Genomic DNA, 15,553 nt, shown 5'->3' with positions numbered 1-15,553 from the left:
CCTGGGCGCGGATGTGGTGGCCGTGTCATGAACGCACGGCGAAGCGGTCGGTGGCCACGCGGACGGCTTCGGTCATGTCCGGGTATCCGGAGCCGTGTCCCGCGTCGTCCACCAGCACGAGCTCGCTGCCGCGCCACGCCTGAGAGAGCTCCCACGCGACGTCCGGCGGGCTGCTCAGGTCGAGGCGGCCGTGGATGAGGACGCCCGGGGTCCCGGCGAGGGCTTCCACGCCCCGCAGGAGCGCGCCGTCGTCGAGCCATGCGGCGTGCCGCCAGTAGTGCGTGACCAGCCGGGCGAAGGCCATCCGGAACGCCGGGTCGTCGTAGCGCGGATCAGGCTCGTGGTCCGCCCGCACGGCGACGTGGGAGTCCTCCCAGGCGCACCAGTCCCGGGCGGCCTTCTCCCGAACGGCCGGATCGGGGTCGTGCAGCAGCCTGCCGTACGCCGCCGCGAGGCTGCCGCTCCGGTCGGCGGCCGGCACGCCGTCACGGAAGCGCGCCCATTCTCCGGGGAAGAACCGGCCGACGCCGCGCGTGACCCACTCCACCTCGCGCCGCGTGGTGGTGGCGACGCTGAACAGCACGGTCTCGCAGACGCGCTCGGGATGCCTCTGGGCGTACGCGAGCCCGAGCGTGGAGCCCCATGACGCGCCGAGTACCAGCCAGCGGTCGATGCCCAGATGCCGCCGCAGGCTCTCGATGTCGGCGAGCAGGTGGCGGGTCGTGTTGGCGGCCAGGCCGACCGCCGGGTCGCTCGCGTGCGGGGTGCTCCTGCCGCAGCCGCGCTGGTCGAACAGCACGATCCGGTACGCGTCGGGGTCGAAGAACCGCCGCCACCCGGGCGTACACCCCGACCCCGGTCCGCCGTGCAGCACGACCGCCGGCTTGCCCGCGGGATTGCCGCAGGTCTCCCAGTAGAGGCTGTTGCCGTCGCCCACCTCGAGCATCCCGCTCTCGTACGGTTCGGCCTCCGGGTACGGACCGGCCATCTGACGCCCCTCCCCGCGCAGCTCGGTACGGACGGCCACCGTCTCACGCGGGGCGCGGCCGCCACGACCGGATCGCTCTCCGACGTCAGCTCCGACGTCAGGGGCGGTCAACCGGCCCCGTGCGGCGGTGCGGTAGCGGTGGTGGTGGCGGCGGTGGTGGCGGCGGTTCGGATGAGACAGCCGAGGGTGAGCCCGGCCAGGCCGATGGCATCGCGGCAGAGGGAGAAGGCGGCACTGGCGGCGATCGTGATCCGGGCCGAGCGCCTGAACGCCGGCAGGACCGGGGCGCGGGCGCGCGGCAGGCGGATTCCGCCAGGCATGCGGGTCACCCCCTCACCTTCCGCCAGGCAAGCGGGTCACCCCCTCACCCACCCGGACACGGATCCAGCGGCCGGGAACGGATCCAGCAGCCGAGCGCAGACCCAGGACCCAGCGCCGGGCACAGCTTCGGATTCGCACGCCGTACGGGGCCCGCGCGGCGCCGTCTGCCCGGTCAGGCCCCCGCCGGACCCCGTAGCGCGCAGCGGGCACGCGCCGCGGCGGCGTGCGACGCTGAGATGGCCATGACTGCTCGCGGGACGAATCGGCGCACCCGGCCCGGCGGGCCCGCCGCCCTGAGCGCGGCCGGGTTCGGCGCGCTGTTCGCGGACCTTCAGGAGCGGGCCCGGCGGGACGCGGAAGGGCGGCGCGGCGCGCTGGCGTACAGCGCGTCCGCCCAGGTGCTGGCCGCGGCCGCCGAGGTACGGACCGGGCGCACCGTGACCCTCGCCGCCCCGGTGGAGACCCGCCCCGGCCCCGACAACCCCGATCCGTGCCGCCACGAGATGACTGCGTGGGCCGAGCAGGACTCCGGCCCCGGGCTCCACTTCGCGCGGGACCGCTTCGCCATGAACGTGCACGGCGACGCGGACAGCCACCTCGACGCCCTCTGCCACGTCACCTACGACGCCTCACTCCACGGCGGCGTCCCCGCCTCCACCGTGACGGAGGGCGGCGCCGAGGAGCTCACCGTCGAGGCGGCGCGGGACGGTATCGCGGGCCGTGGGGTCCTGCTGGACATCCCCGGGCTGCGGGGCGTCCCGTGGCTGGAGCCCGGCGACCATGTGACGGCCGCTGAACTCGCCGCGGCGGAGGAGGCCCAGGGCGTACGCGTCCGGGAGGGCGACATCCTGCTCGTACGGGTCGGCCACCGCAGGCGCAGAGACGAACTCGGGCCGTGGGCCGCATCGGAGGCCCGCGCCGGACTGCACCCGGACGCGGCGGAGTTCGTGGCCGAACGCCGGGTCGCGGTCCTGGGCAGCGACGGCAACAGCGATGTCGCCCCGAGCCTCGCGGAGGGCGTGGCCTACCCCGTCCATGTGCTCGCCGTGCACGCCCTGGGCGTGCATCTGCTGGACTACCTGCAGTTCGAGGACCTTTTGCCGGTCTGCGAACGGGAGGGCCGCTGGTCGTTCCTGTGCGTGATCGCACCGCTCCGGCTGCCGCGGGCCACCGGCTCTCCGGTCAATCCGATCGCGATTCTTTGACCGCCTCACCAACGGGACATGCTGCAGGCCGCCAGGACATGAAGACATCCGTCATGACTTCGAAGCCGAGACCTGCATACACGCGCTGCCCCTCGGCCGACGCCCGCAACTGAACCTGCGAGCAGTCCTGGCCCGCGAGCCAGTGCAGGAGCGCAGCCACACATGCTCGCGCGCAGCCCTTGCGGCGGTGGGCAGGGTCGGTGACCACGGAGCGGACGTGTCCGACGTGCGCAGCGCTGCTCCGGGGACCGGGCAGGCGGGGTTCGTACTCCCCCACGGCGCAGGACAGCAGGCGCCCGGTTCCGTCGTCGATGACATAGGCGGCCATAGTGGGGTCGTCGGTCAGGCAGTGCGCGAAGATGTCTGTGCAATGCTCAACCCACGGACCTTCGGAGACGGGCCCCAGGGCAGCGAACATAACCCGGCGTAGCCGCACGAGTTCGGGAGCGTCGTCGGCTGTGGCGCGTCGGAGATTCACGCCGGGGCCTTCTCGAGCTGGGCGACCAGATCGCTCGCGGTGGGCCTGTCGGTCGGGTCGGGGGCAAGGCACGCCGTGATGAGATCTTCGAAAACCGGGAAGGACCAGGGCCGGACTGTGTCCAGTGCGACCGTGTGCCCAGCTGCGATGGCCTGCAACTTCTCGGCACGGTCGACTTCGTCGAGGTATCGCACGGGGCGATATCCGGTCCAGCACCAGTAGAGAGACGCACCAAGACCCCAGATATCGGCGGCTGGGGCCGCCGGGATATGGGTGCCTGCGCTCGTGGCGAGGATGGCACTGGCGATTTCCGGAGCGGTGGTGTGAGTCAGCGCTCCCCGGTACGGGCGCCGCTCGCGTGCGCCTTCAGGACCGCAGGCAAGGGCATAGTCGATCACGTGAGCGACCCCATGGTGATCAACGAAGGTGTTCGTGGGCTGTACGTCGGCATGGGTCCATCCCGCCGTGTGCAGCGCAGCAAGCCGGGCCGCCAATGTACGCGTCGTGGTGAGCAGCCTTTCCCGTACGAGGTCGCGATCTCCTTCGGGATCGCGCGCCGGCGCCCAGGAACGCCACAAGGGGTGCCCATCGATCCAACGGACCGCAATCCACCGGCCTTCCGCCCATGTGCCGGACGCCTGCAAATAGTCCGGGTCGATGGCTCCCAGCCTCGCCAGCTCGACCAAAGTCTGTGTTTCCTGCGCCAGTTCGGCCGCCTTGTCCCGACCGTCCGCGGCGTCGCCGGGAGCGTTGGCCTTGAGCGCCAGGTGCACCCCCCTTCGGCGGTGACTTTCCAGGCGCGTGATCCACGGCGGTCGGAGATGAGTTCGGCGGACTGGGGCCGGTCAATTCCGGCGGCGAGCGCGGCGACCGGAGTTTCGTTCGTCATGACGCGTCTCGTTTCTCGTCGGCCCAGGCCCGGACGATCGGCCAGGCATCGGCAGTGATCTGGGCAACGTTCCGCAGGCGTGGCACTGTGGCGAGCACGTCGTGCCCGTCTTCGACGGCATGGGCGATGGTGCGAGCGACACCCGGCGTGGATGGCAACAGGTCGGGTCGATGGAAGGGACGGCGGAGCGCCCCGATGCGAAGATCCGGCCGGACGCTCCAAAGCCTCAGTTTCAGCCGCTCGCGGGCATCCTCCGGGCGCGCATTGAGCGGGGTGACTGGAAGCCGCGGTATCCGATCCCATCCGAAGCCCGTCTTGTGGAGGAATACGGACTGTCCCGGCCGACTGTGCGCCGGTCGATCTCCGCACTCGTGGATGCCGGGTATCTGTGCGTCGTGCCTCAGCGGGGCACATACGTGGCGGAACGCACCGCGGCGCCGAGGCATAGAAGAACCCCGTCCGTCTGTCACGGGGGAACGGCAGACGGATGGGGCTGCTTGGGGTCAGCACCGAAGGCTCAGTTCCACGAGAGGCGCTGATCGTCTGGGCCGACGTGCAGCTGTAGGCGTTCGACAGGGGGTTCGCCTGCCGAACGCCATGCGGTGATCTCGCGCGTGATCTTGTCCCAGAGGTGTTCGCGCCCGCCCTGCCGCACCATCCATCGCCCGTCGTCCTGGAAGACGCAGGCCCACGTTCCGGCCTCCACGTCAATGATGATGTGGTCTGTCCGGTCGTTCCGGGGAAGCGTGAGGCGCTGGGCCCGTGGCGCGGCGAACTGCGCGATGAACCGGGGTGTCCAGTTCTCCAACGCATCCGCGCCCAGGGACGCGGGCTCCGCCTCCGCCTCGTCGAAGTTGGGCAGGATGCCGAGCGGGGGCGGCATGTGGGGCCGGGCCAGCATGAAGGAGACTTGTCCTCCGAGTACGGGCCCCCTGGCCGTGCCGTCGTCGGCCACCGTGAGGCAGACCAGTTCGGAGGCGTGCATCCAGCCGCCGACCGTGACCAGGATCTTCCCGCCGGGCCGAGTCTGCTCGATCCAGGCGGACGGGACCGTGTGTACGCCACAGGTGACGATCACGCGGTCATACGGGCCCTCGTCCGGATGCCCCGCCAGGCCGTCCCCAACGACGCGCAGGGGGTAGCACCCGATGCCCGCGAGCGCCATCCCGGCGCGTGCAGAGAGCTCCGGGTCCACCTCCACCGTGGTCACGTTGTCCTCGCTGACGACGTGGGCGAGTAGGGCGGTGGAGTAGCCGGTCCCGGTGCCGATCTCCAGGACGCGGGAGCCCTCCGTGGCGTGCAGCTCTTCCAACATCCGCACGACGAGGCTCGGAAGGGTGGAGGAGGAGGACGGGGCGGCGGCGATGCGGCCCTCCACCTGATCGGGGAAGACCGCTCCCGCTACTTGGGTCACAAGGGTGTCGTCCTCGTAGACCCGCGAGAGGCTGGCACTGGAGTCGGCCGGGAAAACGGGCCGGTACCAACCTCCTCCGTCGTGCTCGAACCAGCCACGCGAGAGGAACGCCTCGCGGGGCACGGAGGTCACAGCCTCTTCCGACGCTGGGGTGCGCAGGGCTCCGGCCTTAGTGAGGTGCTGAGCGAGTTCGGCGCGTAGCTGCTCGGCGGATGCGGTGTCAGTCACGTGGGGACTCTCCGTTCTCCAGGAGGTCAGCGATAGCCGCTGCGATGGGTAGGTCCGCCGCCGCTTCCAGCCATGCCCACTGGCCGTTGGGGTTGCACTCCAGGAACCACCATGTGCCGTCAGCGGTCACGGCGAAGTCGAAGGCCCCGAAACGGAGGCCGAAGGCCGCGAGAAACTGCAAGAGTGCACTCTTGATCTCCTCGGGGCACGCCACGGCTTCGTAGCTCAGGTTCCGGTACTCCGCGCGCCAGTCCACCACGCCCGGCGGTGCTGTGATCCGTGCACAGAACACCTCAGTGCCCACCACGACGGCGCGCACATCCGCCACCTTGGGCACCTGCGCTTGGAACAAGTGGGCGCAGCGGCTCACGGTCTCGTCGATCTCCCCCGGGGCGACCGGGGCGGCCCAGATGCCTGCGGGCTCTCCGTCGACCTCGTAGGCAGCGGCGTGTAACGGCTTGTAGATCGTGGGCTGTTCCGCGGTGAAGGTCTTCGCCTCGGCCGGATCGCTGGTGATCAGGGTTGCGGGCAGGATGAACCCGGCCCGGCATGCGGTCGCCAGCTGCGCAGGCTTGTACTCGGTGCGTGCGATGGCCTGGGGATGGCTGAGATACAGGCAGCCGGGCAGAGAGGCCAGGACTCCGCCCAGGCCCCGCCGATTCTCTTGCGCGGCGAACTTGGCGCCCTGGCTGTCGTCGTCCGCGGCGTAGATGTTGGGGCGTCGGTGATAGAGAGCGCGCACGCTGCCGAGGTCAGCGTATGTTCCCCGATCGTCAGAGTGCCGCCCCATCCGGCAGAACCCAGGCGGGCCGCCAAGACCGCCGGAGCGGGAAAGTCCCGCCCGGGGTCGAATCGGAGGACGGGCACCCGGCGCCGGTTCAGCTCCGTAATGACCAGGTCCGCGGTCGCGTCTTCGTACTCGGTGGAGACCAACACCGGGCGTCCGTCCACGGCCCTACCTCCTAGTCCTGTTGTGCATCGTGGCCGGTGTCGGGGTCTACCTTGCCGTCCTTCCCGACCTTCGTGGGCGGGTACGTGTTGACGGATGTCCCGTGTTTGCCGAGTTCGGCCGGGGTTATCTGGCCGTCACTGCCGATCCAGCGGCCGGTCTGGGTCTGCGGGTCAATGCCCGCGTACTGCCACGGCGAGGGCTCGCCATTGCGTAGTGGAGCCATGCGGCGCATGCCCCACGGCGCCAACGCCGGCTGAGTGGTGGTCCCTTGCAAGGTGCCTCCTCGGTCAGGGTGGACACTGCACTTGCATGCCCGCTCCGGCTGGCGCTCGACCTGTCCAAGGGTTGCGGGCGGATGATCCAGCCGGAGCGGGGATCGGCGGGGCCCTACTTCTTACGAGCCTCCTTTTCGGCGGCGCGCCGCTCCGCACGGTTGCCCGTCGGGTTGGGTACCGGCCTCTTGGCAGGCACACGCCCCGGAAAAACGGTCGGGCCTCCGGTGCTCTTTTCCTTCTTACCGCCCACGGGCCTCTCTTCCTTGGATTGCTCTTCTTTGGGGCCCGCCCCTGGTGACGGACGGGGGTCATTTGCCAGACGAACTCGGGTGATGTAGTCCGCCAGCCAGCATCACCAGGGACGGGGCTTTAAGGGCCGGGATCACCGACGATCACTAGACCGATCACGAGGCCGGTAACGAGGCTCAGGGCGACGATGAACAGGAGACCGGCGTACCGGCCGACGGCACGCATTACTTGCCCCGCCTCTGTCCGGCGTTCAGCCACGCGAGCTTGACGCTCAACTCTTCCCGGGCTGTGAGGCGTCGGACCTTGCTCGGATCGGCATCCCACTGCTCACCGTTACCGACAGGCCGCAGATGTACGTACCGCCGCGAAGCAGTTAGCACGATGCCCGCACGTCCACGCTGGGTGTCCTTCACTATGTCGCCGGGCTCCCATACCTCCTCCTGCTGCCCCTGGGCATTCATGCGGTCGCTCCCTCGCCGTCCGTCGGCCGAAGGCGACCGCCCCGACTCTCGGCAACCCTCAGCGCGTCCGACAACGCCTCGCCCATCCGCATCACCAGGAAGCGCAGTTCCTCCCTGGAAGCGCTGCGGTCGGCCAGCATCTCGCCAGCATGCGCGAGGAGTTCGGCTCCCATGGAGAGCTGGATCGCTTCTAGACCGTCTGCGAGAGACGAGAGGTACCCCCCGCCGTCAGGCCAGAGGTAGCACGGCCGGCCGTCGGGCGTGGACCACGGAAGGAGTCGGGGGTTCGCACTGTCCACGGTCATCACGCGCCCTCCGGAACCCGCCGGAGGTTTTCGTGAAGCGCGTCCCACTCCTGGCCCCCGCCCTGTGGGCGAAGTTGCACAAGACCGCCGACGTGCCCCATGACCACCCCGACCCGACCGGTCCGGGCGTCTATCCGCACGCTGCCGATGGGCGGCGCGGGCAGGATCGAGAGTCCCGCCGCAGCGTCGGCAAGGTTCCTGCGCCGCTCCTTCTCCGCGTCCGATCGCCTCTCGCCCACGGTGACGCCTGCCTTTCGTTCCGTGACTGGACGGTATTGACCGTAGGGAGCGCGACGAAAGGGGACCAGAAACGCAGCGATGCACTTTCAACGACGGATCGTCAAAAGTGCATCGTGGCTGTGTAGTTATGCGAAGACGCCCAGGTGAGCGCCCACCTCCCGCATCTCTGTCGACAGTGTCCGGCGCTTCTCCGTGACCTCATTGAAGGTCACGACAGCTGACGCCTGGTGCCGGAACCATTCTGGAGCGATCTTGTCCAGCCGCGTCAGCTCTTCCATGGCCGCCGAGGGATCCCCCGTACGGACACGCGCCCTGGCTAGGTCCAGGTGGTAGCGATTCCCGTCGTTGGTGCTGGGGTGGCCAAGTCGCTTCCATGCCTTGGGCTGTAGGGCTTCTTCCTCGCCGGACTTCCTGACGACCATTCGAGCATCACCCACCACCATGGCGTCTTCCAGCTCTTTCATGGCGGCTGTGACTGGGCCGAAAAGTGACCAGTGACGGAAGAGGTTCCGATGAGCGGTCCCGACCGCCTTAGCCGCAGTGCCCGCCATCTTCCTGAGCGCCCTGGCCTCGTCAGGCCGGTTGTTCCGAGCGGCAGCGGCAGCCGCTTCCATGGCCAGTCCGCCCCAGGTCGCGTACTCGTCGGGCGACGCGCCCTTGATCTTTGGTTCCACAAGATCCATGGCGGTGACCGCGATGTCCTCCGCCTCGTCCAGACGGTCCGTACGCATCAGGAGCCAGCACATGCCCCCGACCGCGGAGGCGGCGGTCAGGTTGCTGCCAGCGGCTCGCGCGTCGGCAAGTGCTGACTTGATCGCGGAGTGCGCAAGGTCGTATTGCCGGATCTGTGTCAGATAACGGCCGGCCAGCTGCACGGCCTCAGAACGGGCCATGAGCGCGTGGACGCGCTCCTCCCCGTCGTCGTAGTACGCCACGGCGTCATCAGCGGCGCGGATGAGCGCCGGGAGGTCCGCCGCGATGCTGCGGTAACTGTCCTCGAAGTAGAGGACCGCGTTGTCATGGGTCATCCGCCGGAGACGTTTCAGGTCCGGCTCATCCCCCGACGGGGCAGGGGTGGAGATCAGGCTCACGGCCGGAGACAGCGCGATTCGCAGGTCTCGGAGGTTCAGGGTGTTGGGGTCATCGTGCTTCACCGGTTCCGGAGAGCCGGCAGCCAAGAGCGCCGATGTCTTCACGCCCAGGGCGCGAGCGATGGCGTGCAGCGTCTCCATACGGACATTGCCGCCCTGTTCGATGGTGCGGATGGGGCCGACGGACAGCCCTGCTCGGTGGGCTAGCTGCTCTTGGCTCAGCCCTGCACCACGCCTGAATTTGCGCAGATTGTCTGCCAGTTCCTCCGACATGGGTCACCGCCTCTCACAGATCAGCGTACGCCGCAAGAGGCAAGGCGCGGAGGGCTGCGCAGAGGTGCAGCTCCCCTCGCGCCCGACCGGAAGACTTTACGCGTCCATTACCTGCGGTCTGGCTGGGCTGCGATGGGAGAGCTACGTTCAGTGCCATGGGAGTCAATGACGCTCTCAAGAAACGAATGACCGAATGCGGCCTGATCCAGGAAGACTTAGCTCGTGAGATAAACGATGCGAGGCTCACTCGTGAATGGAATGAGCGCGCCCGCATCGCCTGACGAGGGAGACGACACCATGCCCGCCGCGATCGAGCTGAACCACTACGCGTTGGACCAACTGCCGGATATTCGCAGCGCCTTGGTCGACGTGTACGCCGAGGTCTACGCCGACCAGCTGGAAGACCCGTTCTTCTCGGTTGAGCGATTCGAGGAGCGCTTGAACGGCCACGCATCTCGACCTGGCTGGGAAGCCGTTGTCGGGTACGCCGACGGTCAGGTGATCGGCTACGCGTACGCTTCTCCGCTTCCCGCGGAATCGCGGTGGTGGGCAGGGATGCTGGAACCACTCCCCGAAGAGGACACTGCCGAGGACGGTGCGCGAACGCTGGCCCTCTTCGAGCTCATGGTTCGCAAGCCCTGGCGGGGAACCGGCAACGCGCAGCTGATCCACGAGGACCTGCTTTCCGGTCGATCGGAAGAACGGGTGACCCTCCTGGTGGAGCCGACGCATCCGAGGGTAAAGGCGCTCTACGAGCGCTGGGGTTACAAGCACGTTGGCGACCAGCAGCCGTTCCCCGATGCCCCGGTCTACGCGACCATGCTGCGCCATCTGCGCTGATCCAGGCTGGGTGCGTTCGTGTACTCGCCGCTGCGTGCAGATGCCGCCCGACGATCATCATAAGGACCACGGCGACGCCTGTCTGTGGTTTTCCTCCCGGGTGCGGAGCCCCGGTCCACCGTGGTCACATCCCGGCAGAGGCATCGGATGTGCGGTCCCGGTCGCCTGGTGCGCTGTGCCCATCCTGAGCGCCCTGAACCGCCGACGGTCCCGGGCGGAGCGGCCTGGCCGCCGCGGCCGATGCGATCAGGAGCAGGACGCCCAGCATCGCGAACGGGGCGGCCGTGCCCGCGAGGCCCGCGGCGAGGCCGGCGGTGGCCGGGGCGGCGACCTGGCCGAGGCGGTTGCCGGTCAGGCGCAGGGCGAGGGCCGTGCTGCGGGCCTCGTCCGGGGCGGCCTGCACCACGGTGGTCATGGACAGCGGCTGTCCCACCCCGAGGCAGAAGCCCAGGGCCGCGAGGAGGATGCCGAGTGCCCAGGCCGGAAGCGGTACGGCGATGCCCGCGCAGAGCAGTGCGGCGGCGAGGCAGCTGAGGCCCAGCAGGGCCGTACGCCCCAGGAGGCGGATCATCGGGGTCATGACGAGGCGGCAGGCGATGGTGGCCGCGGCCCGCAGGCTCAGCAGCAGGCCGATCGTGGTGGGCGCGATGCCGCGGTGCTCGCCGACGACCGGGAGGTAGGCGGTGAGGATGTCGGTGGCGGAGAGCACGGCGAGGCTGGTGAACATCCCGGCGGGCACGCCCCGGGTGCGCAGGATGCGGTGGACCGGCACCTTCGCGGCGGTCCCGGGCCCCGTCCCAGTCCCGGTCCCGGTCCCGGACCCCGTCCCGGCCCTCGTCCCGGTCCCGGGCTCCTCGCGTACGGGCAGGGTGTCGCGGCGCTCGATCCGCCACAGCGAGGTGAAGGAGAAGGCGGCGACGGCGGCCGAGACCAGCAGGGCTGCTGCGCTGGTGCGGGACAGCGCCCCGTCGTGCCCGGACACCAGCAGGCCCGCGGCGATCGGACCGACCAGCTGGCCGAGCGAGGCGCCGATGGTGAAGTGGCCGAAGTTGCGGTCCTGTTCGGCCGGGGCGCTCTGGCGGGCCACGATGCTCTGCGCGCCGATGACGAACGCCAGATGGCCGAGGCCCATCACACCGCTCCACGCGGCCATCGCGGGGAGCGAGCCGGCCGTGCCGCTCAGCGCGCAGCCCACCGCGATGAGTGCCACGCCGACGGGCAGCAGGGGCGCGCACCGCCCGTGGTCCGTACGCCGCCCCAGGGGCACCGCCGCGAACAGCGGCAGCAGTGCGTAGACGGCGGCGATGACGCCGACGGCGCGGGCGTCGGCGCCCAGAGCGAGGGCCCGGTAGGAGACGGCGGGCCGCGCCATGGACACCGCACCCTGCGCGAAAGCGAAGGCGATGACCAGGCGGACCAGCCAGCCCCTGCCGGGCCCTGCATACGTCACGGTCGGATGACTCCGGTCAGATCTCCGGTCGGATTCTTCAGTCGCATCCCCGGTCGGATGCCCGTCAGATGATTCCGAAGAGCAGTCCTGCTCCGAGCACCACCAGCGAGGTGAGCGCCGCCCACTTCACCGTAAACCTGGTGTGGTCCCCGAATTCCACCTTCGCCATGCCCACGAGCACGTACACGGCGGGCACGAGCGGGCTGGACATGTGCAGCGCCTGGCCGATGAGCGAGGCGCGGGCGATCTCGACAGGGGCCACGCCGTGCGCGGCTCCGGCCTCGGCGAGGATCGGCACGATGCCGAAGTAGAAGCCGTCGTTCGACATGAAGTACGTGAACGGGATGCTCAGCAGGCCCGTGACCAGGCCCATGTGCGGGCCCATGCCGTCGGGTATGGCATCGACCACGGCTCGGGCCATGTGCTCGACCATTCCGGTGCCCGTGAGGACTCCGGTGAAGACGGCGGCCGCGAAGACCATGCCGGAGACGTTGAGGACGTTCTCGGCGTGTGCGGCGATACGGGCCTTCTGGTCGGGCATGTGCGGGAAGTTGACGGTCAGCGCGATTGCGGCACCCAGCAGGAACAGCACCGGGATCGGCAGGACCTCCATGATCAGGAGGGTGAGCAGGGCGACCGTCAGCGCGGCGTTGAACCAGTAGAGCTTGGGCCGCAGCGTGGGGCGATTCGGGTCCAGTACGGCGGCGCGCTCGTCCTCCGGCTCACCGTCCGCGTCCGTGCCGGAGCCGCCGAGGCTCTTCTTCGTACGGGCCGCGGAGCCGCCGTCCGCACCGGCACCGGTCCCGGCACCGGCACCGGCACCGGCCCCCACGAGGACCTGCTCGGACTCGGACTCGGACTCGGACTCGGACTCGGCCTCCGGCTCGAGGACCTCGTCGAGGGTGAGCAAGCCGAGGCGCCTGCGCTCGCGGAGTCCCAGGAAATAGGCGAGGGCGAAGACGAAGACCAGGCCGACGGCGAGCGCCGGGATCATCGGGACGAAGATCTCGCCCGTGTCCAGCTTGAGCGCGGTGGCGGCGCGGGCGGTCGGGCCGCCCCAGGGCAGGGTGTTCATGACGCCGTTCGCGGTGGCGGCGACACCCGTCATCACGACGAGGCTCATCTTCAGGCGCTTGTAGAGCGGGAGCAGCGCCGAGACGGTGATCATGAAGGTGGTGGAGCCGTCGCCGTCGAGCGAGACGATGGCGGCGAGCACCGCGGTGCCGATCACGACGCGCAGCGGATCCGCCTTGCAGAACCGCAGGATGACCCGGACGATCGGGTCGAAGAGACCCACGTCGATCATCACGCCGAAGTACACGATGGCGAACATCAGCATGGCGGCCGTGGGCGCCAGATCGCCGATGCCCTTGAGCACGTAGTCCCCGAGGTCGGCGCCCTGTCCGACGAGGACGCAGAACAGCGCAGGGATCAGGACCAGCGCCGCGATCGGGGACATCTTCTTGGCCATGATCAGCACCAGGAAGGTGGCAATCATGACGAATCCGAGGATTGTCAGCATGTGGACACCTATCGTTCGCCCTTGAACTCCACCGTGGGGTTCGGCGGTCCGGACGACCGTAGGTGGCGAAACTCGGCGTCAACAAGGCCTTGAGGTGTGAGCAATAAGCGCAAAAGCCCAGGTCAACGCGGTGTGGTCCGCGCCGGAGGCGGCCGCGCAGCTACGGCTGCCCGGCTACGCCTCCAGCGTCACCGTGAACGAGAAGCGGTCGCCGCGGTAGTGGATGCGAGCGACGTCGACGACGCGGCCCGTGTCGTCGTACGTCACGCCCGTGTAGTGCAGGATCGGGCTCAGCAGCGGGACGTCCAGCAGACGGGCCGTCTCCGGGTCCGCGAGCCGCGCCTCGACCGTGTCCGTGATCCGGCTGATCCGCACCCCCACCACGTCGCGCAGCACCTTCGTCATCGGCCAGCGCGTCAGGTCCTCGATCTCGATGCGCTCGGCGAGTTCGGGACGCACCGCGTTCTCGGCCCAGTTGGTCGGCTCGCCGTTGCTGCCGTCGCAGCGCAGCCGCCGGTACTGCACCACTTCCTCCAGGTCCGGGAAGTGCTCGGCCAGCTCCGCCGGTACGGGCGCGGGGCCGTGGGCCAGCACCGTGGCGGCCTCACCCGACTGCTGGGCCACGATGGCGTCCACCGAGCCCAGCAGCCGTACCGGCGCCCCGCGCTGAGCCGCCGCCTCGATGAAGGTGCCGCGCCGCCGGTGGCGGCTGATCAGTCCTTCCGTCTCCAGCTCCTTCAGCGCCTGGCGCATGGTGAGCACGCTGACGCCGTAGTGCTCCGCGAGCTGGCCCTCGGTCGGCAGCCGCAGCGGCGCGTCGGGACGGCGCCCCAGTATCGAGGCGCGGAGCGACTGCGAGACCTGGTACCACAGCGGCAGCTTGCGGTTCAGGACGAGCGAGTCGGGGGCGAAGGCGGTCACGGCGAAAGCTCCGAAAGCTCCGGTCAGGGGCGGAAATTCCGCTGCAGACCCTGCCACACGTCGTCGTAGCCTCGCTGCAGATGGTCGGCGGACAGTGCCTGCTGGGTGGCGGTCACCGGCCAGCGGGTCTCGAACATGATGGCCAGTCCGCTCTCGATTTTCTGCGGCTTCAGCTCCGCCGCGCTCGCCCTGTCGAAGGTCTCACGGTCGGGTCCGTGCGCGGACATCATGTTGTGCAGCGAGCCGCCGCCCGGCACGAAACCTTCCGCCTTCGCGTCGTACGCGCCCTCGATCAGGCCCATGTACTCGCTCATCACATTGCGGTGGAAGTACGGCGGCCGGAAGGTGTCCTCGCCGACCAGCCAGCGCGGCGCGAAGACCACGAAGTCGACGCCCGCGAGGCCCGGGGTGTCGGACGGGGAGGTCAGCACGGTGAAGATCGACGGGTCCGGGTGGTCGTAGCTGATGCTGCCCAGCACATTGAAGCGGCGCAGGTCGTAGACGTAAGGAACGTGGTTGCCGTGCCAGGCGACGACGTCCAGCGGCGAGTGGTCGTAGGTGGCCGCCCAGAGGTTGCCGCAGAACTTGTTGATCACCTCGACCGGCCCTTCGCGGTCCTCGTACGCAGCGCTGGGCGCGAGGAAGTCCCGGGCGTTGGCGAGTCCGTTGGCGCCGATCGGGCCGAGGTCGGGGAGCGCGAAGGGCTGCCCGTAGTTCTCGCAGACGTAACCGCGCGCAGTCGGGCTCTGCCCGCCGATCGGCGCGGCATCGAGCAGCTCGACGCGGAAGCGGACCCCGCGCGGGATCAGCGCGACATGGCCCGGCTCCGCCCGCAGCAGGCCGAACTCGGTGCGCAGCAGCAGACCGCCCCGCTCGGGGACGATCAGCAGCTCGCCGTCGGCGTCGGAGAACACCCGGTCGGTCATGGAGCGGTTGGCGGCGTAGAGGTGGATGGCCATGCCCGTGCGCTGCCGGACGTCGCCGTTGCCGCCGAGGGTCCACAGTCCCTCGACGAAGTCGGCGGGTCCGTCCGGCTCCGGCAGCGGGTTCCAGCGCAGCCGGTTGGGGTCGGGGACCGCCTCGTCGAACGGCGCCGCGCGGAGGGCTCCGTTGCCGGTCCGCCGGAACGCCGGGTGGGCGGCCGAGGGGCGGATCCGGTAGAGCCAGGAGCGGCGGTTGTGGTGGCGCGGCTCGGTGAACGCGGTGCCGCTGAGCTGCTCCGCGTACAGCCCGAGCGGCGCGCGCTGCGGCGAGTTGCGGCCGGTGGGCAAGGCCCCGGGGATCGCCTCGGAGCTGTGCTCGTTGCCGAACCCCGAGAGGTGGACCAGCCCCTCGGCCGACTTCCTCGCCTGCTCGCTGTCCGTACTTCCCGTACTGCCCGTGCCGCTTGTACCGCCCGTACCGCTCATCGCGCGCTCCCGCCGGTCGACCCGCCGCTCAACGATTCCTAT

Annotated in this window: 17 protein-coding genes; 4 read left to right on the top strand and 13 right to left on the bottom strand. The window is 69.7% G+C overall.

The genetic code is table 11. The annotated features are described in order from the left end of the window. Window positions 1–25: 25 nt before the first annotated feature. Window positions 26–988 carry a prolyl aminopeptidase gene (pip, locus tag ACTWQC_RS34115; RefSeq protein ID WP_443319749.1) on the bottom strand — a complete coding sequence of 321 codons (963 nt, stop codon included), beginning with the start codon at window positions 986–988 and terminating at the stop codon, window positions 26–28. A gap of 107 nt (window positions 989–1,095) precedes the next feature. Beyond that, entirely contained in the window at window positions 1,096–1,317 is a 222-nt protein-coding gene (locus ACTWQC_RS34110) for a hypothetical protein (RefSeq protein WP_443319736.1), read from the bottom strand. A 234-nt stretch (window positions 1,318–1,551) separates the two neighbouring features. On the opposite strand from ACTWQC_RS34110, the gene ACTWQC_RS34105 reads away from it, so the two are divergent. Next, a complete protein-coding gene (locus ACTWQC_RS34105) occupies window positions 1,552–2,514 on the top strand; it encodes a cyclase family protein (RefSeq protein ID WP_443319735.1) in 963 nt (320 codons plus the stop codon). Here the strand turns inward: ACTWQC_RS34105 and ACTWQC_RS34100 are convergent. Continuing rightward, a complete protein-coding gene (locus tag ACTWQC_RS34100) occupies window positions 2,492–2,932 on the bottom strand; it encodes a GNAT family N-acetyltransferase (RefSeq protein ID WP_443319748.1) in 441 nt (146 codons plus the stop codon). The two genes, ACTWQC_RS34105 and ACTWQC_RS34100, sit on opposite strands and share 23 nt — an antisense overlap. A gap of 56 nt (window positions 2,933–2,988) precedes the next feature. Further along, entirely contained in the window at window positions 2,989–3,765 is a 777-nt protein-coding gene (locus ACTWQC_RS34095; RefSeq protein ID WP_443319734.1) for a protein kinase domain-containing protein, read from the bottom strand. Between the two features lie 235 nt (window positions 3,766–4,000). Here ACTWQC_RS34095 and ACTWQC_RS34090 point away from each other — a divergent pair, with 235 nt between their 5' ends. Next, on the top strand, window positions 4,001–4,420 hold the full coding sequence (locus ACTWQC_RS34090) for a GntR family transcriptional regulator (RefSeq protein WP_443319747.1): 420 nt from the start codon (window positions 4,001–4,003) through the stop codon (window positions 4,418–4,420). Here the strand turns inward: ACTWQC_RS34090 and tgmC are convergent. The 5 genes from tgmC to ACTWQC_RS34065 form a co-directional block, all read right to left on the bottom strand. Further along, on the bottom strand, window positions 4,399–5,523 hold the full coding sequence (tgmC, locus tag ACTWQC_RS34085; RefSeq protein ID WP_443319733.1) for an ATP-grasp peptide maturase system methyltransferase: 1,125 nt from the start codon (window positions 5,521–5,523) through the stop codon (window positions 4,399–4,401). The genes ACTWQC_RS34090 and tgmC overlap by 22 nt on opposite strands. Next, a complete protein-coding gene (locus ACTWQC_RS34080) occupies window positions 5,516–6,265 on the bottom strand; it encodes an ATP-grasp ribosomal peptide maturase (RefSeq protein WP_443319732.1) in 750 nt (249 codons plus the stop codon). The genes tgmC and ACTWQC_RS34080 overlap by 8 nt, the downstream gene beginning before the upstream one ends. A gap of 220 nt (window positions 6,266–6,485) precedes the next feature. Further along, window positions 6,486–6,707, bottom strand: coding sequence for a putative ATP-grasp-modified RiPP (locus tag ACTWQC_RS34075; RefSeq protein ID WP_443319746.1), 222 nt, complete (start codon window positions 6,705–6,707; stop codon window positions 6,486–6,488). 749 nt (window positions 6,708–7,456) lie between these two features. Beyond that, window positions 7,457–7,633: a hypothetical protein gene (locus tag ACTWQC_RS34070; RefSeq protein ID WP_443319731.1), complete on the bottom strand. Its 177-nt coding sequence runs from the start codon at window positions 7,631–7,633 to the stop codon at window positions 7,457–7,459. Window positions 7,634–8,130: 497 nt separating this feature from the next. Then, window positions 8,131–9,369 carry a helix-turn-helix domain-containing protein gene (locus ACTWQC_RS34065; protein WP_443319730.1) on the bottom strand — a complete coding sequence of 413 codons (1,239 nt, stop codon included), beginning with the start codon at window positions 9,367–9,369 and terminating at the stop codon, window positions 8,131–8,133. A gap of 155 nt (window positions 9,370–9,524) precedes the next feature. Here ACTWQC_RS34065 and ACTWQC_RS34060 point away from each other — a divergent pair, with 155 nt between their 5' ends. Both ACTWQC_RS34060 and ACTWQC_RS34055 read left to right on the top strand, forming a co-directional pair. Continuing rightward, a complete protein-coding gene (locus ACTWQC_RS34060) occupies window positions 9,525–9,650 on the top strand; it encodes a hypothetical protein (protein WP_443319729.1) in 126 nt (41 codons plus the stop codon). Between the two features lie 16 nt (window positions 9,651–9,666). Then, window positions 9,667–10,209, top strand: coding sequence for a GNAT family N-acetyltransferase (locus tag ACTWQC_RS34055; protein WP_443319728.1), 543 nt, complete (start codon window positions 9,667–9,669; stop codon window positions 10,207–10,209). Window positions 10,210–10,333: 124 nt separating this feature from the next. On the opposite strand, the gene ACTWQC_RS34050 is transcribed toward ACTWQC_RS34055, so the two are convergent. The 4 genes from ACTWQC_RS34050 to hmgA all read right to left on the bottom strand — a co-directional run bounded on the left by ACTWQC_RS34050 (window position 10,334) and on the right by hmgA (window position 15,511). Continuing rightward, window positions 10,334–11,659: an MFS transporter gene (locus ACTWQC_RS34050; RefSeq protein WP_443319727.1), complete on the bottom strand. Its 1,326-nt coding sequence runs from the start codon at window positions 11,657–11,659 to the stop codon at window positions 10,334–10,336. A 64-nt stretch (window positions 11,660–11,723) separates the two neighbouring features. Continuing rightward, window positions 11,724–13,181, bottom strand: coding sequence for a CitMHS family transporter (locus ACTWQC_RS34045; RefSeq protein ID WP_443319726.1), 1,458 nt, complete (start codon window positions 13,179–13,181; stop codon window positions 11,724–11,726). A gap of 174 nt (window positions 13,182–13,355) precedes the next feature. After that, a complete protein-coding gene (locus ACTWQC_RS34040) occupies window positions 13,356–14,102 on the bottom strand; it encodes a GntR family transcriptional regulator (protein ID WP_443319725.1) in 747 nt (248 codons plus the stop codon). Window positions 14,103–14,125: 23 nt separating this feature from the next. Beyond that, window positions 14,126–15,511: a homogentisate 1,2-dioxygenase gene (gene hmgA / locus ACTWQC_RS34035; RefSeq protein WP_443319724.1), complete on the bottom strand. Its 1,386-nt coding sequence runs from the start codon at window positions 15,509–15,511 to the stop codon at window positions 14,126–14,128. Between the last annotated feature and the right edge of the window lie 42 nt (window positions 15,512–15,553).

It is taken from the genome of Streptomyces sp. 8N616, from assembly GCF_052246385.1.
GTDB lineage: Bacteria > Actinomycetota > Actinomycetes > Streptomycetales > Streptomycetaceae > Streptomyces.
The sequence above is the reverse complement of the archived record's forward strand: the minus strand, read 5'-3'. Positions and strand labels throughout refer to the sequence as shown.

Coding starts and splice junctions, on each gene's coding strand:
- pip (WP_443319749.1), bottom strand. CDS start 988: ATGGCCGGTCCGTACCCGGAGGCCGAACCGTACGAGAGCGGGATGCTC.
- ACTWQC_RS34105 (WP_443319735.1), top strand. CDS start 1,552: ATGACTGCTCGCGGGACGAATCGGCGCACCCGGCCCGGCGGGCCCGCC.
- ACTWQC_RS34100 (WP_443319748.1), bottom strand. CDS start 2,932: ATGTTCGCTGCCCTGGGGCCCGTCTCCGAAGGTCCGTGGGTTGAGCAT.
- ACTWQC_RS34090 (WP_443319747.1), top strand. CDS start 4,001: ATGGGCGATGGTGCGAGCGACACCCGGCGTGGATGGCAACAGGTCGGG.
- ACTWQC_RS34075 (WP_443319746.1), bottom strand. CDS start 6,707: ATGCGCCGCATGGCTCCACTACGCAATGGCGAGCCCTCGCCGTGGCAG.
- ACTWQC_RS34070 (WP_443319731.1), bottom strand. CDS start 7,633: ATGGGAGCCGAACTCCTCGCGCATGCTGGCGAGATGCTGGCCGACCGC.
- ACTWQC_RS34065 (WP_443319730.1), bottom strand. CDS start 9,369: ATGTCGGAGGAACTGGCAGACAATCTGCGCAAATTCAGGCGTGGTGCA.
- ACTWQC_RS34060 (WP_443319729.1), top strand. CDS start 9,525: ATGGGAGTCAATGACGCTCTCAAGAAACGAATGACCGAATGCGGCCTG.
- ACTWQC_RS34055 (WP_443319728.1), top strand. CDS start 9,667: ATGCCCGCCGCGATCGAGCTGAACCACTACGCGTTGGACCAACTGCCG.
- ACTWQC_RS34045 (WP_443319726.1), bottom strand. CDS start 13,181: ATGCTGACAATCCTCGGATTCGTCATGATTGCCACCTTCCTGGTGCTG.
- hmgA (WP_443319724.1), bottom strand. CDS start 15,511: ATGAGCGGTACGGGCGGTACAAGCGGCACGGGCAGTACGGGAAGTACG.